15 protein-coding genes are annotated in these 19,339 nt (G+C 26.1%); 9 read left to right on the forward strand and 6 right to left on the reverse strand.

The window, feature by feature from the left end:
• Positions 1-297 precede the first annotated feature (297 nt).
• From R4K56_RS02355 to R4K56_RS02370, 4 genes are read left to right on the forward strand one after another with little or no spacing between them, the layout of a single operon-like run.
• Positions 298-1,302, forward strand: a complete 1,005-nt coding sequence (locus R4K56_RS02355) for a metal ABC transporter substrate-binding protein (RefSeq protein WP_418233750.1) — start codon at positions 298-300, stop codon at positions 1,300-1,302.
• A gap of 33 nt (positions 1,303-1,335) precedes the next feature.
• Positions 1,336-2,028: a metal ABC transporter ATP-binding protein gene (locus R4K56_RS02360; RefSeq protein ID WP_335759685.1), complete on the forward strand. Its 693-nt coding sequence runs from the start codon at positions 1,336-1,338 to the stop codon at positions 2,026-2,028.
• Positions 2,025-2,840, forward strand: coding sequence for a metal ABC transporter permease (locus R4K56_RS02365; protein ID WP_335772225.1), 816 nt, complete (start codon positions 2,025-2,027; stop codon positions 2,838-2,840). The genes R4K56_RS02360 and R4K56_RS02365 overlap by 4 nt, the downstream gene beginning before the upstream one ends.
• A gap of 17 nt (positions 2,841-2,857) precedes the next feature.
• Positions 2,858-3,409 carry a TIGR03943 family putative permease subunit gene (locus R4K56_RS02370; protein ID WP_335772226.1) on the forward strand — a complete coding sequence of 184 codons (552 nt, stop codon included), beginning with the start codon at positions 2,858-2,860 and terminating at the stop codon, positions 3,407-3,409.
• A 96-nt stretch (positions 3,410-3,505) separates the two neighbouring features.
• Here the strand turns inward: R4K56_RS02370 and R4K56_RS02375 are convergent, their stop codons facing one another.
• Complete coding sequence (locus R4K56_RS02375) at positions 3,506-4,525, reverse strand: DUF3089 domain-containing protein (protein ID WP_335772227.1); 1,020 nt, start codon at positions 4,523-4,525, stop codon at positions 3,506-3,508.
• A gap of 110 nt (positions 4,526-4,635) precedes the next feature.
• On the opposite strand from R4K56_RS02375, the gene R4K56_RS02380 reads away from it, so the two are divergent.
• Positions 4,636-5,994: an NAD(P)H-dependent oxidoreductase gene (locus R4K56_RS02380; RefSeq protein ID WP_335772228.1), complete on the forward strand. Its 1,359-nt coding sequence runs from the start codon at positions 4,636-4,638 to the stop codon at positions 5,992-5,994.
• A 321-nt stretch (positions 5,995-6,315) separates the two neighbouring features.
• On the opposite strand, the gene ald is transcribed toward R4K56_RS02380, so the two are convergent.
• The gene (gene ald, locus R4K56_RS02385) at positions 6,316-7,428 is read right to left on the reverse strand and encodes an alanine dehydrogenase (protein WP_335757611.1); all 1,113 of its coding nucleotides are present in this window, start codon (positions 7,426-7,428) and stop codon (positions 6,316-6,318) included.
• A 291-nt stretch (positions 7,429-7,719) separates the two neighbouring features.
• On the opposite strand from ald, the gene R4K56_RS02390 reads away from it, so the two are divergent.
• Positions 7,720-9,192, forward strand: coding sequence for a 4Fe-4S dicluster domain-containing protein (locus R4K56_RS02390; RefSeq protein ID WP_335757612.1), 1,473 nt, complete (start codon positions 7,720-7,722; stop codon positions 9,190-9,192).
• Between the two features lie 91 nt (positions 9,193-9,283).
• On the opposite strand, the gene R4K56_RS02395 is transcribed toward R4K56_RS02390, so the two are convergent.
• On the reverse strand, positions 9,284-9,922 hold the full coding sequence (locus R4K56_RS02395; protein ID WP_335757613.1) for an ankyrin repeat domain-containing protein: 639 nt from the start codon (positions 9,920-9,922) through the stop codon (positions 9,284-9,286).
• Between the two features lie 210 nt (positions 9,923-10,132).
• On the opposite strand from R4K56_RS02395, the gene R4K56_RS02400 reads away from it, so the two are divergent.
• A complete protein-coding gene (locus tag R4K56_RS02400; RefSeq protein WP_418233505.1) occupies positions 10,133-11,575 on the forward strand; it encodes a fibronectin type III domain-containing protein in 1,443 nt (480 codons plus the stop codon).
• Between the two features lie 20 nt (positions 11,576-11,595).
• Complete coding sequence (locus tag R4K56_RS02405) at positions 11,596-12,459, forward strand: tetratricopeptide repeat protein (RefSeq protein ID WP_335757615.1); 864 nt, start codon at positions 11,596-11,598, stop codon at positions 12,457-12,459.
• A 725-nt stretch (positions 12,460-13,184) separates the two neighbouring features.
• On the opposite strand, the gene R4K56_RS02410 is transcribed toward R4K56_RS02405, so the two are convergent.
• The 3 genes from R4K56_RS02410 to R4K56_RS02420 form a co-directional block, all read right to left on the reverse strand.
• Positions 13,185-14,621 carry a hypothetical protein gene (locus R4K56_RS02410; RefSeq protein WP_335772230.1) on the reverse strand — a complete coding sequence of 479 codons (1,437 nt, stop codon included), beginning with the start codon at positions 14,619-14,621 and terminating at the stop codon, positions 13,185-13,187.
• Positions 14,622-14,623: 2 nt separating this feature from the next.
• Positions 14,624-16,387, reverse strand: a complete 1,764-nt coding sequence (ptsP, locus tag R4K56_RS02415) for a phosphoenolpyruvate--protein phosphotransferase (protein WP_335759692.1) — start codon at positions 16,385-16,387, stop codon at positions 14,624-14,626.
• Between the two features lie 294 nt (positions 16,388-16,681).
• The gene (locus R4K56_RS02420) at positions 16,682-17,398 is read right to left on the reverse strand and encodes a 5'-methylthioadenosine/adenosylhomocysteine nucleosidase (RefSeq protein ID WP_335772231.1); all 717 of its coding nucleotides are present in this window, start codon (positions 17,396-17,398) and stop codon (positions 16,682-16,684) included.
• Positions 17,399-18,224: 826 nt separating this feature from the next.
• On the opposite strand from R4K56_RS02420, the gene R4K56_RS02425 reads away from it, so the two are divergent.
• Positions 18,225-19,172, forward strand: coding sequence for an alpha/beta fold hydrolase (locus R4K56_RS02425; RefSeq protein ID WP_297300545.1), 948 nt, complete (start codon positions 18,225-18,227; stop codon positions 19,170-19,172).
• The last annotated feature ends 167 nt before the right edge of the window (positions 19,173-19,339 follow it).

Genomic DNA, 19,339 nt, shown 5'->3' on the forward strand with positions numbered 1-19,339 from the left:
ATCACTCACATAGTCATGTGCATAAAGTAAATGAAAGCTGTGAAACTTGTTTGGAAATATTTTCTATTGTTACAACTATAAGTAAAATTATTAAATTTTTATCTCAATATACTTCTACAATTATATATTTAGCTATTTTATTTAGCTGTTTTTCTAAAAAAATCAAAACTATTTTTTATATAAATATTAATCCCACAACTCTGAAGGTGAAACTGATAAATTGATTTAAAAATCCTTTTGTTTATTAATATTTTTTAACTTATTTATTTTTTATGGTTTTTAAAATAAAAGGATTTTATTATGAAAAGGATATTGGTTTTACTTTTTACCATATTAGTATTATTTGTTTCCTGTAATACAAAATCAAATGATAATGAAAAAAGTAGTGATAAAACAAAAAAGATAGTAGTTACAATATTTCCAATATATGATTTTACTAAAAATATAATTGGTGATAATCTTGATTTGCAAATGATTATCAAACCAGGAATAGAGATTCATTCTTTTAATGCTACTCCTGCTAATATAATAGATATACAAAATGCAGATGTATTTATTTATATAGGAGGAGAAAGTGAGGCTTGGGCTGAAAAAATAGTACAATCAATGGATACTAATGGTAAAAAAATAGTAAAATTAATTGATTATGTAAAAGCATTAGATGAAGAAATTGTTGAGGGTATGGAGCATGATGAAGATCATAATCATGAAGATGAATTAAATCATCAAGAACATGATGATAATGATATAAATGAAGCACATACACATGAGGGAATTTACGATGAACATATATGGACATCACCAAAAAATGCTCAATTAATGGTTAATGCTATTTGCAAAAGTATATCAGAAATAGATTCTGGCAATGCTGATTTTTACAAAGAAAACGCATCAAAATACAATAAAGAATTAGAAGTATTGGATAATGAAATTAGAGAAGCTGTGAATTCTTCTAAAAGAAAAAATATTGTGTTTGGAGATAGATTTCCATTTAGATATTTAGCTAATGAGTATGGTTTAGAATATAGAGCACCTTTTACAGGATGCAGCAGTCAGGTTGATGCAAGTCCCAAAACTATAGCTTATTTAATAAATTATATTAAGGATAATAATATACCTTATTTATATTATATAGAATTAAGCAATGAAAAAATTGCAAATACTTTAATTGAACAAACAGGAGTAAGTAAATTAAAACTTCATTCCGGACAGAATGTAAGTAAAGAAGAATTTAATTCTGGAATTTCTTATTTATCTATAATGAAAGATAATTTAGAAAATTTAAAGAAAGGCTTGAATTAATTTTACGTATTTATTATAAAGGGTATTAAGTTAATGTTGAATATAAAAGATTTATCTGTATTTTATGATAGTAATGAGGTATTATCTAATATCAATTTTTCTTTGAATAAAGGAGATTATCTTTCTATAATAGGGGAAAATGGTTCAGGAAAAACTACTTTAATAAAATCAATACTAGGACTAATAAAACCTAAAAATGGAAATATATCTTTTAATAATATAAAGAAAAATGAAATAGGATATTTGCCTCAGCAAGGAATAATACAGAAATCATTTCCGGCAAGTGTATTTGAAGTTGTAATTTCCGGAAGATTAAATAAAAAAAAGTTTATACCATTTTATACAAGTAAAGATAAAAAAATTACTTTAGAAAATTTAAAAAAACTTAATATAGATAATTTACAAAAAAAATCTTATAAAGATTTATCAGGAGGTCAGCAGCAAAGAGTGGCATTAGCAAGAGCATTATGTTCTACTAAGGAATTATTGATACTTGATGAACCTTCTACGGGTCTTGATCCAATAGCTACTATAGATCTTTATAATTTAATAAAAAAATTGAATGATGAAGTAACTATTATAATGGTATCGCATGATATAGCAAGTGCAATAAAGTATTCTAATAAGATTCTTCATTTAAATAAAAATGTATTATTCTTTGGAAGTACAGAGGATTATATAAAAACTGATATATATAAAAGAATATCAGGGGAGGATATGAAATGATTAGTTTGCTTCAGGAACTTTTTTCATATACTTTCATTGTCAGAGCTATAATAGTTGGTATATTAGTATCATTATGTGCTGCACTTTTAGGAGTTAATTTAGTCTTAAAAAGATATTCTATGATAGGCATTGGTCTTTCAAATGTAGGATTTGGAGCATTATCTTTATCTATGATATTAGGTTTTTCTACACTTCAGCTTTCTATACCAATAGTTGCAATAGCTTCTATACTTCTTTTAAGATTAAGTGAAAACAGTAAAATAAAAGGAGATGCTGCTATAGCTTTAATATCAAGTGTATCATTGGCTGTTGGTATTATAGCAATTACTGTAAAAACTGGAATAAATACTGATGTATGTAATTATATGTTTGGAAGTATACTTGCTATGAGTAAGAGTGATGTTTATATAAGTATAGCTGTTAGTATAGTTGTAATAGCATTGTATATACTTTTTTATAATAAAATATTTTTAGTAACATTTGATGAGAATTATGCAAGAGCCGTTGGAATAAATGCAGAATTTTATAATATGCTTATATCAATACTAACATCTTTGATAATAGTATTAGGTATGAGAATGATGGGTGCTATGTTAATATCAAGTTTAATAATATTTCCAGCATTAACATCTATGAGAATATTTAATACTTTTAAAGGAGTAATAATTTCATCTGCTGTATTATCAGTATTTTGTTTCTTTATCGGTATAGTTGCTTCATTTCAATTGGAATATCCTACAGGTGCTTGTATAGTTATGGTAAATTTGGATATGCTTTTAATATTTACTATCATTGGAAAGTTTTTGAGATAATTTAAGGAGGTAGTAATATGAGATATTGTTTATTATTGTTTGTTTTATTATTATCATTTTCTTCTTGTGCCAAAAAAGAATATAATGATGATTGGTTTAGTATAGAAAAGAACTATGTTGATATACCTCAAAGAAAATATGATTATGGAAACCCTAGCGATAAATCAGATAAGGAAGTAACTAAAACAGATACATCTAGTATTGATATGAATAATATTATAGAAATAAGGGAAAGAATGTTTATAAATCAATGTAATGATATTTATTTAAATCCTGATGATTACAGAGGCAAAGTTATAAAATTAGAAGGTATATATGATGGATTTGTAGATAAAGAAACTGGAGAAAAACTTAATTTTGTATTCAGATATGGTCCCGGCTGCTGCGGTTATGATGGTGTTGCTGGATTTGAATTTAATTATAATGGAACTATACCTAATCCTCAAGACTGGATTGAGGTAGTCGGCGTTGTTGAAATATTAGAAATAGATAATTATGAAACAGTTAGATTAAATGCTATAAGTTTAAATGTTTTAGATAAGAGGGGTAAAGAGTTTGTAGCTAATTAATTAGACAATTTCGTATATTTATATTTTATAAACCTGTTGAGGGCAAGGTAATATGTTTTTTTATTATCTTGCCCACTTTTATTTTATAATCTTTTATTATTTCCAGAAAGCCCCAACTCTTTTTCTTACATTTTCTTTTAAATCATAATAGTAAAGAGCTATATCATATTGATGATAAACTCCTTTTTCAAATATACTATTTTCACCTGAATAGAAATCATCAGGATTTATAGTACTGCATTTTATAACGCCTCTTTTTTTATCAACTTTTGCATCGGCTATTTTTGTAGGATTGCCGTAATTTGATGCTATATTTGCTCCTATGCTTTGTTCTTTTGTTGCTAAAGTTTCATCTAATGTCCAGGTAATAGGATTTATTGATATTGCTCCTTCAAGAAGTGTAGGATTATATCCGTTAAAATCTGTACTTTCTGTATTATAAGATATTATAACTCCTGTATCATATTCACTGTTGGCGAATCTTAAATGAGGATTTTCATCTAAATCTTTTTGTGTAACAGAATATCCAAATATATAAGCAGCTACCATTCTATTTTTTAAATTTTCATTTGTTTTGAAATAGTCTTTTAATATTTCTTTTATCATCATGGCACCTTGGGAATGTCCTGCTAATATAAAAGGTCTGCCATTATTGTAATTTTTTATATAATAATCGAATGCTGCAATGGCATCTTCTTTTGGAATAGAATAAAAATATTTGTCCTGTTCTTCTTTACTAATATTATTTTTTTTATCTAAAATATATATAGCATCAGCTTGTCTGTAAAATGGAGCATATATACTTCCAACTTCATCGAATATTCCGCTATGTGCTATTACAGCATTTGTAACAGTTGCTCTCATCTGTATATAATCTATAGGACATATTATACTTTCATTTGTATCAGTTCTTGACCAAGTTGTAGGATATAAATAAAATACATCAACTTCTCTGTCATTAGGATTTTCTGGTATTACAATCCAATTATTTTTATCTGAATAATCTGTTTTTACTTCTTCTATCTTTGATTGATTATTTGCGGAAGTTTGAGAGCAGCTTAAAATAAGTATGCTCATTAATAAAGTAATAAATATTTTAATTCTTTCTTTTATCATACTAATTCCTTTTTTATAATTTATTTTCTATAAATTATAATTGTAAAAATATTTAAATCAATTAAAATATTTGTAAAAAAAGATATCATTATAATTTAAAGGATAGCATTATGAAAATTTTGGTAATAAATGGAAGCCCTAAAGGCAATAATAGTATTACTTTGCAAACATTATTATTTTTGGAAAAATTATTTATAGAACATCAATTTACATTTTTGAATGTAGGTCAGAAAATAAAACATTATGAAAAGAATTTTGATGAGATAAAAGAAGAATTAGAAAATACAGATATTATTATTTTTTCTTATCCTGTATATACTTTTTTAGTTCCATATCAATTATATAGATTTATAGAATTATTAAAAGAAAATAATGTTAATATAAAAAATAAATTTGCAACACAAGTTTCAACTTCTAAACATTTTTATGATATAACAGCACATAAATTTGTAGAGGAAAATTGTTTAGATTTAGGTTTGAAATACATAAAAGGACTTTCAGCTGATATGGAAGATTTAATAGAAAAGAAAGGTCAAGATGATGCAATAAACTTTTTTAATTATTTAATTTTCTGTGCTGAGAATAATTTGAATATTAAAGAAAATGCTAATAATAAGAAAATAGAAAAAATTGTATACAAAAGAAAAACCGAAGATAATGGTGCTAATAATAAGGAAAAAGATATTTTAATACTTACAAACTGCAGTGATAAAGATGAAAGTTTAAGAAATATGATAGAAGATTTCAAAAGTATTTTTCCATATAAAACTAGAGAGATTAATATTAGAGATTATAAATTTCATGGAGGCTGTTTAGGCTGCTTTGGATGTGCTATTATTGGAAAATGTGTTTATAAAGATGGATTTGATGATTTTCTACGTAAGGATATACAAACAGCTGATGCTATTATATATGCTTTTAGTATAGAAAATCATTATACGCATTCTAGTTTTAAACTTTATGAAGACAGACAATTCTGCAATGGACATAGAATGGTTACAGAGGGAATGCCTGTAGGATATATTATAAGCGGAGATTATGATAAAGAATATAATTTACAGACTCTTGTAGAAGCACGCTGTGAAGTTGGAGGAAATTTCTTAACTCATGTAGCTAATGATTGTAATAGAGATGCTTATGATGAATTATTAAAATTATCTTCTATAATGAAATATGCTATTGATAATAAATGCACAAGACCTAAAAACTTTTATGGTGTAGGGGGAATGAAGATATTTAGAGATTTGATATATGTTATGCAGGGACTTATGAAAGAGGATCATAAATATTATAAGAAACATAATGTTTATGATTTTCCTCAAAAACAAAGAATGAAAATGCTTCAAATAAAATTGGTAGGTGCTTTAATATCTATTCCTTCAATGCAAAGCAAAATGAAAAATAAGATGAATGAATATATTTTAATGCCTTATAAAAAAATAATAGATAATGCATCTAAAAAGAATTGAATTTAAGTTAAAAAATAAATCGCTATAAAATATTTTGTATCTTATAGCGATTTTGGAGTTTTATGTACTTATAAATTTGATAATCTTCAATATTAATTTATAAGAATAAACTTTAATATTTTTGATATCTATTATAGTATTATTCTTAAAAGTAAGATTATATTAAATATATATTTATGTCAATATATGTTTGTAAATTTTTTGTATAATTATTTGATAATATTTATTTTATGTATTTATAGAAAATTATATAAATGATAAGTAATCCTGCCGTTTTAGGGAGAATAAAACAGCAGGATCAATAAAAGTTATTTATGTTTTTTAAAATCCTAAGGCAGTTTTAGGTTCGGTGTATTCTATACCAAAGGCGTCAGCAACACCTTTAAATGTACATTTTCCATTATAAGTATTTAAACCTGTAAGCAAAGTGTTATTAGTTTTACAAATTTCTTCTAATCCTTTTTCAGCCAACATTATACCATAATGAGTTGTTGAGTTAGTAAGAGCTATAGTTGATGTTCTAGCTACAGCACCAGGCATATTTGCAACACAATAATGTACTATATCATCGATGATAAATATAGGATCATCATGAGTTGTAGGGTGAGAAGTTTCAAAACATCCGCCTTGGTCTATTGCAACATCTACTATAACAGCACCTTTTTTCATTAATTTTAAATGTTCTTTTCTTAAAAGTTTAGGAGCTTTGGCACCAGGTATAAGAACGCTTCCTATAACAACATCAGCAGTTTTAAATAATTCTTCTAATGTAGAAGGGGCACTAAAGTAAGTATTTATTCTCATATTGAATATTTGATCTATATATGAAAGTCTTGCTATATTAATATCAGTTATTGATACATTTGCACCGAATCCCATAGCAATTTGTGCAGCATTAAGTCCTACAACTCCAGCACCAAGTATAACTACATTAGCCTTTTGTACTCCTGGAACTCCTCCTAATAATACACCTTCACCTCCGAATTTCTTCTCTAAATATTTAGCAGCTTCCTGAATAGATAATCTTCCGGCTATACAGCTCATAGGAGCTAAACAAGGCAATTGATTAAATTCATCTTTCATAGTTTCATAAGCAACTGCTTTAATCTTTCTTTTTAATAACATATCTGTAAGAGGTTTATCTGCAGCCAAATGAAGGTAAGTATATAATATTTGATTTTCTCTAAAATATTCATATTCTTCTTCTATAGGTTCTTTTACTTTTATAATCATATCTGCTTCAAATACTCTTTTTTTATCTGCTATTTCAGCTCCAACTTTTGCATATTCTTCATCGCTGAATCCAGATCCTTTTCCAGCACCGGATTCTATAATTACTTTATTGCCATGTAATATATAGTCAGCAGCATTAGAAGGGGTTAAACCAACTCTGTATTCTTGATTCTTTATTTCTTTTGGACATCCTATAAGCATATAAACTCCTTTCTTAATATTATTTAATTCTATTTATATATTCAATATAGTTATTTGAAGGTCGTTTGTCAAGAAATAAACTATATTTTTATTTTGTTTTATATTTGATAAATCATTCATTTATTTAAGTGATTATATATATAATATGAATACTCTATACAATAAATTTTTGTACATTGTTTGTATATTATACTTGAAAAAAATCTCTTTCATATTATAATAGATAATAAAATATATATTTTTCATTGTTTATATCAAACAATAAATCACTTAAAAACATAGGAGTAAAAAGTGAATATTAATAATAACGCTTCTCAATTGAAAAAAGAGATTTTGGTAAAAATAGCATTAATGTTTATTGAGGACAGACTAATAGAAGATATAGATAGATTGCCTATAGAAATAATACCAAGAGACAGTAAATCTATAAGATGCTGTATACACAACGACAGAGAAATAATAAAAAATAGAATTATGGCAAGACTTGGTATAAGTGTTGAAGGTAAAGAAGACAGCGGTATTCCATTGTCAGAATATGCTAAATTAGCATTAGAAAGAGAAAAACCAACTTGGCCAATGCTTACAGTATTAGATGAAGCCTGCAATGCTTGCGTAAGAGCTAATTTTATGGTAACTAATGCTTGTCAGGCTTGTTTAGCTAGACCTTGTATGATGAATTGTCCTAAAAACGCTATTACTATATTAGATGAAAAAAGAGCACATATAGATAGTAGTAAATGTATAAACTGCGGATTATGTTTAAAAAACTGTCCATACCATGCTATTATTTATATACCAGTTCCTTGTGAAGAATCTTGTCCAGTTGGTGCTATTACTAAAAATGAACAAGGTAAAGAGGTAATAGATTATCATAAATGTATATTCTGCGGTAACTGTATGAGAGAATGTCCATTCAGTGCTATGATGGATAAAGGTCAGCTTTTAGATGTTCTTAAACACTTAAAAGAAGATAAAAAAGTTAATGTTATGTATGCTCCTGCTATAGCTTCACAGTTCAATGCTAAACCAGGTCAATTGAAAAGTGCTTTATTGAAAATAGGTTTCCACAAGGTATTGGAAGTAGCTTTAGGTGCTGATGTTACTTCAGATAGAGAAGCTGCTGAATTTGAAGAAAGAATGGAGAGAGGCGATAAACTTATGACTACATCATGTTGTCCTGCTTATGTAAAAGCAGTTAGAAAACATGTACCTGAATTAGTTCCTTGTGTATCAGAAACTAGAACTCCTATGCATTATACAGCTGAAATGATGCATGCTGAAGATCCAGATGCAGTTAATGTATTTATAGGGCCTTGTCTTGCTAAGAGAAGAGAAAGTATAGATGATGATTTAGTAGATTATTGTTTATCTATGGAAGAATTAGATGCTTTATTTATAGCTACTGGTACAGATGTTGCTAAAGAACCTGATTTAGATATAGGTGTTGTTCCTACAGCTTCCGGAAGAAAATATGCTATGAGCGGCGGAGTTGCTGAGGCAGTAAAAATAAGATTAAAACACCCAGAAAAATTAAAAGCTGCGGTTATTAACGGACTTGATAAAGAAGGTATGAAGCAGCTTAAAGGTTATGGTAAAGTACAATCCGGAGAAGCTCCTGTTACAGATGATACTCCAAACCTTGTTGAAGTTATGGCTTGTAATGGCGGTTGTGTTGGAGGACCTTGCGTAGTTAAGAACCCTAAAGCAGCTACTGTTTTATTACAGAAATATGCTTCTACTGGTACAGAATTAAAAAAAGACTAATAAAAATAGTTTTTAATAATTAAAAAAAGACAAGAGTATAATTTTATATATTCTTGTCTTTTTTATTTAACAACTTTTAATATATTAATTTTTACTGTATTAATAATTTTTCTATATTACTTAATCCTCTTTCCTTAGCATAATATAATGCATCATGTCCTTTCTTATCTTTAATGCTTTTATCAGCACCATAATTTAATAAAAGCTTTACAATTTCTACATAATTAATACTATCTTTTCCAAATATTACAACTTCTAATAGAGCTGTTCTTGATAAATTGTCTATATGATTAACATCTACATCTGTATTTTCTAATAGGAATTTTGTTGTTTCTAAATGTCCGTTTTCACATGCAAGCATAAGGGCATTTGCTCCGTAAATATTAAATATACTTTTGAAATCTGCTTTTTGATACATTATTTTTAACATATTTACAGAACCTTTTTCACAAGCATATAAAATTGGAGAATTAAATTTACTATCCTGTATATTTACATTAGCATTATTGTCAATAAGAAGTTTAGCCATTTTGAAGTCATTTTTATACATTGCTATCATTAATGCAGTTCTTCTTTTATCATCTTGTATATCAATATTTATTCCAAGTGTTATATATTCTTGTACGGTTTTCATATCAGCACTATGAACAGCAGCGAAGAATCCGGTTGTCATATCTGCAAATAGTATTGTATTTATTATAAAAGTAATAATTATCAATTTATATTTCATCATTAATCCTTAATTTAAATAACTAAAAATGATAAAAATAATAATAACATATTTTTATTTTTTTTATATTTATAATATACAATTTATTTGATAATTTTTTACAGTTTGTATTTATGTACAGTTTTAAATTAGTGTTTTTAGTATATTTTTAATAATGGAATTAAAAAAATATCCGAATAATTATTAAAGAATTATAAAAACTATTAGGAATTGAAAGTGCGTTATATAAGTATTTTCATAACATTTATTTTATTTTTTACAGTCAACCTAAATGCGGCTGTTTATGATGTATTTTCAGATACAAATAACATTTATTACAGTACATTATATAATATTACAAATAGCTATATATTAAATAATGGTACTTTGTCATCAGATAAATTAGATAGTATACCTTCAATATTTGGACATTCTATTTTGGGTTCTACTTATTCCCATGGCATTAGTTATAGTCCTGATATAAAATATGCTGAAGGAGCCAATGGCGGAAATGCTATATTTTTTCCAAATATTAGATCTTATGTAAAAATAGATCATTATATAAATGATGATGCTATAGATGAATATAATACTATGACAAGTTTTACTATTGAGTTTTATTTAAATCCTTATAGAGTAAGAATGAACTCACAAGTTTTATCAAAAATGGCAATATATAATGATAATGGTGCTACAAAGTATTCAGGTATTAGAGCAAATATTATAAATGGAAGATTAGTTTGGCAGTTTAATAATTTATTCTCTTATAATGGAAAATATACAAATGTTACTTTATCTCAGGGAGAATATTTAAAAGAAAATGAGTGGAGACATCATAGTATTAGTTTTGATGCTTCTACTGGTAAATTGGTTAAATATATAGATGGACTTGAAGAAGAAGTTGTATATTTAACAAGTACTGGAGATAAAACAGGTTCTCCTTATATTGCCGAATTTGACAATATAAAGTTAGATCCATTATATTTAGGACAAGGGTTTATAGGCGGTATGGATTTATTTTACTTTACACCTACTTATAAACAGAACTTTAATTTGTATAAATATTCATTAGATGGAGAAATAATAAGCAAAGTTATAGATTTTAATGATAAAAATACATTTATAGATGCTATTAATTATACTGGAAAATATACTAATGGTTCTTATATAGATTTATATTATAGAACTTCAGATTATTATTTTGCTCCAGATGATAATAATATAGCTTGGCAATTATTAAACAGCGATATAAATACAAATGTATCTAATAGCAATAGTGTTAGATATATGCAAATAAGAGCTGTATTAAAAAGCAATGTAGATAGAAATATTACTCCAACATTAAACAATGTTGATATAGTTTATCATAAGGGAAGATTACCACAAGTACCCGTTAATTTAACAGCTACAGCAGTAAATAATAATTCTGTTGTATTGAGATGGGAAGGAGATCATAAGGATATAGTTGGTTATAAAATATATTATGGAACTAAGTCAGGTGTATATAATGAGGCAGAGCACACACCTATAATTGTAGGAAATCAGAACGAGTATTATGTTGAAGGCTTAAAAGAGAATGAGGTTTATTATTTTACTATTACAGCTATAGGCGGAGAAAGCGGAGATATAGAGAGCGGCTTTTCCAAAGAAGTTTATGTTAGAGCAGTTCATTAAAATAAAATAAGGAGATTAATGTGTCTACTAATACTAAAGCAATGAAATTAAGCAATCTTGCAGAGGAACTTTTAAAAAAAGGAGTCAATGAAGAAGCTATTGAGGCTTTAAAGAGAAGTATGAGATTAAGTACTGCCGAAGATATGAAATCATATTTACAGGTAGCAGTTTCTTTATTTGATAACGGCGATTATGAACATGCTAAAATATTTTTAAATACTTTCTTAGAGTATTGGATGGCAGCAGAAGCATATTTCCTTTTAGGTGCTATTGCTAAAAAAGAATATAAACTTCAAGAGGCTTTTGAGCTTTATAGAAAAGGTATTACTTTATATACTTCTTCAAATCTTGAGCCTTATTATGAATTTTTATCTTTATGTACACTACTTAAAGAAGAAGATAAAGGTTTAGAAGCTGCTAAAAATGTACTTAGAATAAATAATAAAGACAGAGTTGCTTTAGTTTATATGGCTAATTACTTCTTTAGAAATGAACTTTATAAAGAAGCTATGAATTTTTATAAAATATTAGTAGATAACAATTTAGCTGACCATAATGATTATCACTATTATGGTGTATGTTTGCATGAAATTAAAGATTATAAAAGGGCAGAAAGTATGTATTTGCAGGCTTTAGCTATGTACCCTGCTGATACTCCTGAAGTTCTTGCTCTTAAAAATCTTAGAAGCAAAAGTTTAAGAGATAATTATCCTAACTTAGAAGAAAGCAAAGCTAAATACACTAAAAAAATAAAAGAAGATCCTGATTCCAGCTCTTATTTCCATTTGGGGAATATCGAATTTATTAATGGAAATTATGATAAAGCAGCAGAATTCTATGCTAAGGCTAAAGAATTCTATGAGGAACATGTTTTTGTATCATAAATTGATATAAGATTTTTAATAATAGTGTTGTAATTTTCTTAATTAATTTATATTTTCATTATATTAAATGATAATTTTTTATATCATTATAAATTTATTTTTTATATAATAAACTATTATAAAGTTTTTATATCTTACTATTTTGTAAATGAAATTTAGTTATAAACTAGAAATTTATTTTTATCTTACTTAATAATCAATTTTATAAATAATATACAATTAGTATATACCTAAACAACTATATTTTGTCAATTTTTACTTTTTTGCAAATGGAATTTTTTTTTATTAATAGTATAAAATATTATTAAGTTTTGTTTAAAATGCGAAGTAAAACCAAGATTTATGTCAAAAATGCAGTATTTTTGGTTCTTTGTGCCAACAAAAGAACTGGGGGTGGGGGCTAGTCCCCACAAATAATCTAAATTTAAAATTGTATTTTTTGACAAACTCTAAAATTCTTAGTATATACCTAAACAACTATATTTTGTTAAAAATTAGATTTTATATTTTATTATTTTAGGGTGATTAGTACATTACTTTGTTTAAGTATTTTTGATGCTAATTTTTTATTTTAATAATATTTAAATTATTTATATGTATTTTTAATTAATCATAAAACTATGAAAATTTTAATTATGAACGGCTTTAAAATAGTTTAGTCTATTTAATAAAATAAAATTTATCAAATAGACTAAAATATAAATTGGATTTAATAATGTATTCTATTAATCTACGCTGTATTCTGTTTCGCTATCTCCGCTTATGACGAATCTATAAGGGTTTGTAGGCATTATTTTTATTAAGTAATTATATAATAATGTTGAGCTTTGTAATACATTATTATTAGTATTGTAATAAAAATATTTTGGATAATCTAATACATATTTATAATAAGGATTATCTTTAGAACTTACAAGTTCGCCGATTTTATTATTAACTTTCCATAAGAAATATACGGATTTATCTGTAAAATAATTTGTTTGAGGATTATTTAATATATAAGAGAAGAAATCAGAAGCTTTTAGATAATCATAATTTTTATATGAATTCATAGCTGATTTATAATTATCAAATACATCTTCCATATTTTGTACATTATTAGTCATATATTTTAAATAACTCCAACCAACTATAGGACCATAGTATGTATCATATCTTACTAAAGCCCAATCCTCTCTTTCTCTTTCTTTAGCATTATATACATTTGTCTTGTTTAATACTGTTACAAAATCATAATTATATAATTTATAAAGTTCTTTTTCTCTGCCGGGAGTTACAGCAGGTATTCTGTCTCTTATTATGATGCCGTTTCCTATTACATAATATTCTTCTTCGTAAATAGCTTTTATACTATTTATTCTTTCTTTAACCGCTTTTATAGTTTCATCATAATTTTTTTTCTCACTAGCAGTTAGAGTAAATTGTAAAACATCTGGAAAATATGATTTATTGTTTAATAAACTTTCCTGTAATACACTTGTTCTGTATCTGTCTGAGAATCTTCTTAAATAAGTTATATTAGTTATGAATTTAGCTTTATCATCTTCAGTTTCTATATTGCTGAATCTATGCCTTATACTAAAATAATATGCAAAGTCTTTTAATGGGAAAGCACTTTCTTCATCTTGAAGTATTCTATCAAAAGTATATCCATTAAAAGAATATTTTCCGTCTTTTACTATGATACCTAATTGACTGTATATATTTTTTAAAGAATTTTCTAAATTTCCAACCGTTTCATCATCATTATTTTCTTCACCTTCAACTATACCTTCAGACAATAACTGGGTATAAAATTCTTCTATATATGAAGGTTCATTTTCTACCATATATATTAAAGCCTGACCAAGCAAATAAGATGCTTCACTTTCATAATAGCTTGAAGGGTAGGTGAATAAGAATCTAGCTAAAGTTTCAAATCCTTCTTTATAGTTTGATGATAATATTTGATTTCTTCCTTTTATGAATGCTGTTAATTCATTGTATGGAGATTGAGTATTTTCTTGTTCATCTTTAGGAAGTGTTTTTAGAAAATTTCCTAAAGGCCCATAATCTTCTGTATCTTCTATCGTCTTTAATTTCTGATATTCATTTATAGAGTTTGCTACCTTACATGATTGAAATAAGATAACAGACATCAATATTATTAAAATTTTCTTCATTATTAATTTATACCTCTGTATTTTTTTACATTTGCTTTAGTTAAGAAACTTTTTAAAATAGATTTAGAATGATTATTATCACATTTTTCAAGCATTTCATTAACTAACTTTTCACAATCTTTTATACTAATGGTTCTTATGAGGTTTTTTACTTTTGCTATGGAAGTAACAGACATAGAAAGTTCTCTTATACCAAGTCCCAATAGTACAGGAGTATATAATATAACTCCTCCCATTTCACCGCATAATGTTACAGGTTTATTGTTTTGATTTGCTGTTTCTATTATCCTTTTTAACATTCTTAAAACCGATATATCAATAGGATTGTACAAATAAGTTAATTTTTCATTTGTTCTATCGCAAGCCATCATATACTGTACCAAGTCATTAGAACCTATTGATATAAAATCAGCTTCTTTTACAATCAAATCTATTATTGTAGCAGCAGAAGGAGTTTCTATTAAAGCACCTATTTTTATATTGTCGTTAAATTCTTGATTTTCTTTTCTCAATTCTTCTTTAACATCATTAATAAATTTTTTAGTTTCTATAAATTCGTCTAAAGTGCTTATCATAGGAATCATTATTTCTATGTTTCCATAATGTGAAGCTCTAAGTAATGCTTTTATTTGATCTTTGAATAATTGTCTATTGGATAAACAAAATCTTATAGCACGCCAGCCTAGGAAAGGATTATCTTCTTTAAAATCGAAACCTAAAGCAGGAGAAATTTTATCTCCTCCAATATCCAAAGTTCTTATTATTATTTTTCCTTTCATTTTAGATGCTATACTTTTATACACTTTAAATTGATATTCTTCGCTTGGAAGAACCGTAGCAATATCTTCACCAGAAAATATATATAAAAATTCTGTTCTGTATAAACCTATAGAATCTATACCATGTTTTAGTAAACTTTCTGTTTCTTCCGGTATATCTATATTAGCATTTATTTTTATTTCAATATTATCTGTAGTTATAGCTGGTTCTTTAGCATCAATTATAGACTGTTCTTTATGCTGTTTGATATCTTCAGTTAATTTAGTATAATTTTTAATATCTTTTTCACTTGGATTCATTATTACTATACTGCTTCTGCAGTCTACAATAATTTTTCTTCCATTTTTAATTTTGCTTGATATATCTGTAATATTAAATATTGTTGTAATACCAAATGCTTTAGCCAATATAGCAGCATGAGAAGTATATCCTCCGCTTTCTATTATAAATCCAGCAACTCCTATAGCATTAAATTTCAATACATCACTAGGAGTTAGTGTTTTTGCTATTACTATACAGTTCTCTGGTACTTGAGAGTAATCTCCAGAATTTGGCTGTATTAGATTTCTTATTAATCTTGATTTTATATCTACAATATCGCTGCTTCTTTCGGATAACATTTTATTATTTATAGATGACAATTTTTTTAAGTATCCTGATATTATAGTATCATATACATGCTCTATATTAAAAAGTTTTTCTTTTACTTCTTCTTTTACCTGCCTTGTTATAACTCTATCCTGAAGCATTAATATATGAGTAGATAAAATATTTTTTATATTATTATTTACATGTTTTTGAAGCTCTTCTATTTCTTCTATAGATTTCTTTATAGCTTCATCAAATCTTTTATATTCTTCTTCTACATCACTTTCTTCTATTTTGTATATAGGGGTACTTAGTGATGGTGTATAAAGAAATGAGTTTCCTATTGCAACATAGTCTCCCACTCCGTTACCATTTAATATCGTTCTTTTATCAGGCATAGACACTCCGATATTATGTTAATTGATACTAACATTATATTATATATGTATATTTTTTCAATAGTAAATTATTTGTAAATAGTATTATTTTTTACAATAGTATTATCTTAATATTTATGTATTTTTATATGTAATGAAAGTATTTAAGATGTGATTTTAAAAGTATATGAAGAATATATAGTTATTTTATGCTCGTATACGCTTATAATAAGTTAGCGAGTAAACTCACTAGCTGGCTTTGACTTTTATTATTGCTAGCGAGTTTATCGCTTTAAAATTATTTTTATATTTTATTTATTTCATGTTGTCTAGCATTTCAACAACTATTTTCATTGAGTTTTGGGCAGATTTTACTACGAATTTTGGGAAATCTACTACTGCATCGCTGTCTGCTTTATCAGATAATGAACGTATAACTACAAAAGGTACTTTATACATTAAAGCAGCATGAGCAACAGCAGCTCCTTCCATTTCTATAGCACCAGCTTTAAATTTCTTATGTATTTGTTTAACTTTTTCATTATTGCCTACAAATTGATCGCCTGTAGCTATTGTATCAATATAAACTTTATTGTCAGTTATAACTTTTTGTGCTGACTCTTTAGCTAATTCTATTAATGATTTATCAGCAGGATAATAGTTCTTATCATAACCTTTAACTAATACAGTAAGTTCATCTCCGTCTAAATCGCTAGTATCAAAGTCATGTTCAATTAAATCTTTTGATATAACTATATCAGATATATCATAATCTGGATTTCCAGAACCAGCAACTCCAGTAAATATAATTTTTTCTACATTAAATCTTTCTATAGCTATAGTTGTAGCAATTGCAGCATTAACTTTACCTATACCAGATTTTAAAAGTACTACATTTTTACCGCATAATGTACCTTTATAGTAAGTAATATTAGCTATTTCAATTTCTTCTATATTTTCTATCATACCTTTAAAATTGGTTATTTCAGAATCCATAGCTCCTATTATAGCAATTCTTTTTACTTCAGACATAAATATCTCCTTAAATATAATTAAAATAATTAGTAATATTATTATATATTAAAAATATTTTTTTATAAACTTATTATTTCATTTTTTATTATAAATATAATACTTAATTAGTTTATACCTAAACAAATATAGTTTATAAATTTTGACCAATTTATTAATATAATGATAAGTTATAAATAGTAAAGTATTACTAATTATTTATAAAGTAAGTTTTAAATGTATGATAATACCTGTATTTTAGTCAAAAAATGCAGTCTTTCCGCATAGTGAGGCATTAACACCGAGCAGCTGCCTTACCTACAGCATACAGAGCAACGAAGTACATAACTGTGACCAAAAAAATTTTATGACTTTTGTAATTAGGAATTAACTTTAGAGAAAGCTAATCTGAAATTAAGAAAATATAACAATTTTTGGGACTATAAACACATACATTCTGATGCAAAATTATAGCACACCGCTTGTTTACTTTAATAAATTAAGGAATACTTAAATGCAATATATCAGACTACCATACATTTTATTTAGAGCACATTTATGTTTTATAATACAGCAATTTTGGAAATTATATACCAACTACACCATAATATATAATTAAAAAATTTTTTGTTTTAGTTATTGACATTTTTTTAAAATAGGTAAAAATTAAACTTATTTAATATAGTTGGAAATAGCGGGAATTTAAACCTAGTATATATATCTTCAAAAAAAATTTGAGCAGGGACACACAAAAGAGGAAAGATGTAACTAGGAATATAGACATTAACTGCCTTATAGGTGAAAGACATATATAAATCCCGCAATTTTGTACTAAATGGAAATATTTATGAAAAACTACAAAGACTTTTATGAAGAGTATATAAAAGTAAACGGAATAGAGCATTATCTTATTCATTATTATAGAAAGTCTGATAAGACTATAATATTTCTGCATGGAGGTCCTGCACAATCTGAGGCTCATTTTTTATATATAACAGAAAATTATAAAAGCTGCTATAATTTGATTTATTATGACCAAAGAGGAGCAGGTAGAACTCAAATAAAAAATAATACTAAAACAGAAGATATTACCATTGAAAATCTAATAGAAGACTTAAAATGCATAATAGATTATGTCAGAATAAAATACAAAAGTGATAATATAATTTTGCTTGGACATTCTTGGGGGACTGTTTTGGGTATTGAGTTTATAAAAAAGTATCATAATTATGTTTCAGCTTATATAGGAATGGGGCAAGTTGTTAACTTTCTTAAAGGAGAAAAGACAGCATTTACTCATTGTTTTGAAATAGTAAAAAACTCAAAGTCGAAAAAATACATAAAAAAAATGGAAGAGATGAGAGACTATCCTTTTAATATAGATAAAGATAATATTTGGAAAGCTGTAATGAAATTTAGAATTATACAAGTAAAATACGGATTGGCAGGCTATCATGAAGGAACTCTAAAGCTTATGAATATTATAAGAAAGAGTCCTATATTTTCTTTGAAGGATCTTTTTGCATATATTTCAGTTTTGAAAGTTAATAAAAATCTTTTGGATTATCTTATAGATTTTGATATAAGTTCTTATAAGAGTTTTAAAATACCTATATTTTTTATATGCGGTTCTCATGATTGGCAGGTTCCAACTATAGAAGTAAAAAAATATTTTGAAACGATAATATCTCCAGAAAAAAATATATTTATAGTTGAAAATGCGGGGCATCTGCTTAATATAGAAAATGTTCAAGATTATAATATTATACTAAACGACGTAGCAGACAGAGTATAAATATAAATAGCTGTAATAAATCTAAAAAACAAAATATAATAATGAATATAATAAACAGATACATGAACATAATTGTATTAGTTTGTAATTATCTATAATTTAAGATAAAAAGTATTACATATTTTTTATTTTATATAATCTGCTCTCACCTAAGTTATTTATTACGA

The organism is Brachyspira pulli (assembly GCF_036997785.1).
GTDB lineage: Bacteria > Spirochaetota > Brachyspiria > Brachyspirales > Brachyspiraceae > Brachyspira > Brachyspira pulli.

Coding starts and splice junctions, on each gene's coding strand:
- R4K56_RS02395 (WP_335757613.1), bottom strand. CDS start 9,922: ATGAAATATAAATTGATAATTATTACTTTTATAATAAATACAATACTA.
- ald (WP_335757611.1), bottom strand. CDS start 7,428: ATGCTTATAGGATGTCCAAAAGAAATAAAGAATCAAGAATACAGAGTT.
- R4K56_RS02380 (WP_335772228.1), top strand. CDS start 4,636: ATGAAAATTTTGGTAATAAATGGAAGCCCTAAAGGCAATAATAGTATT.
- R4K56_RS02410 (WP_335772230.1), bottom strand. CDS start 14,621: ATGAAGAAAATTTTAATAATATTGATGTCTGTTATCTTATTTCAATCA.
- R4K56_RS02425 (WP_297300545.1), top strand. CDS start 18,225: ATGAAAAACTACAAAGACTTTTATGAAGAGTATATAAAAGTAAACGGA.
- R4K56_RS02365 (WP_335772225.1), top strand. CDS start 2,025: ATGATTAGTTTGCTTCAGGAACTTTTTTCATATACTTTCATTGTCAGA.
- R4K56_RS02370 (WP_335772226.1), top strand. CDS start 2,858: ATGAGATATTGTTTATTATTGTTTGTTTTATTATTATCATTTTCTTCT.
- R4K56_RS02420 (WP_335772231.1), bottom strand. CDS start 17,398: ATGTCTGAAGTAAAAAGAATTGCTATAATAGGAGCTATGGATTCTGAA.
- ptsP (WP_335759692.1), bottom strand. CDS start 16,387: ATGCCTGATAAAAGAACGATATTAAATGGTAACGGAGTGGGAGACTAT.
- R4K56_RS02360 (WP_335759685.1), top strand. CDS start 1,336: ATGTTGAATATAAAAGATTTATCTGTATTTTATGATAGTAATGAGGTA.
- R4K56_RS02375 (WP_335772227.1), bottom strand. CDS start 4,525: ATGATAAAAGAAAGAATTAAAATATTTATTACTTTATTAATGAGCATA.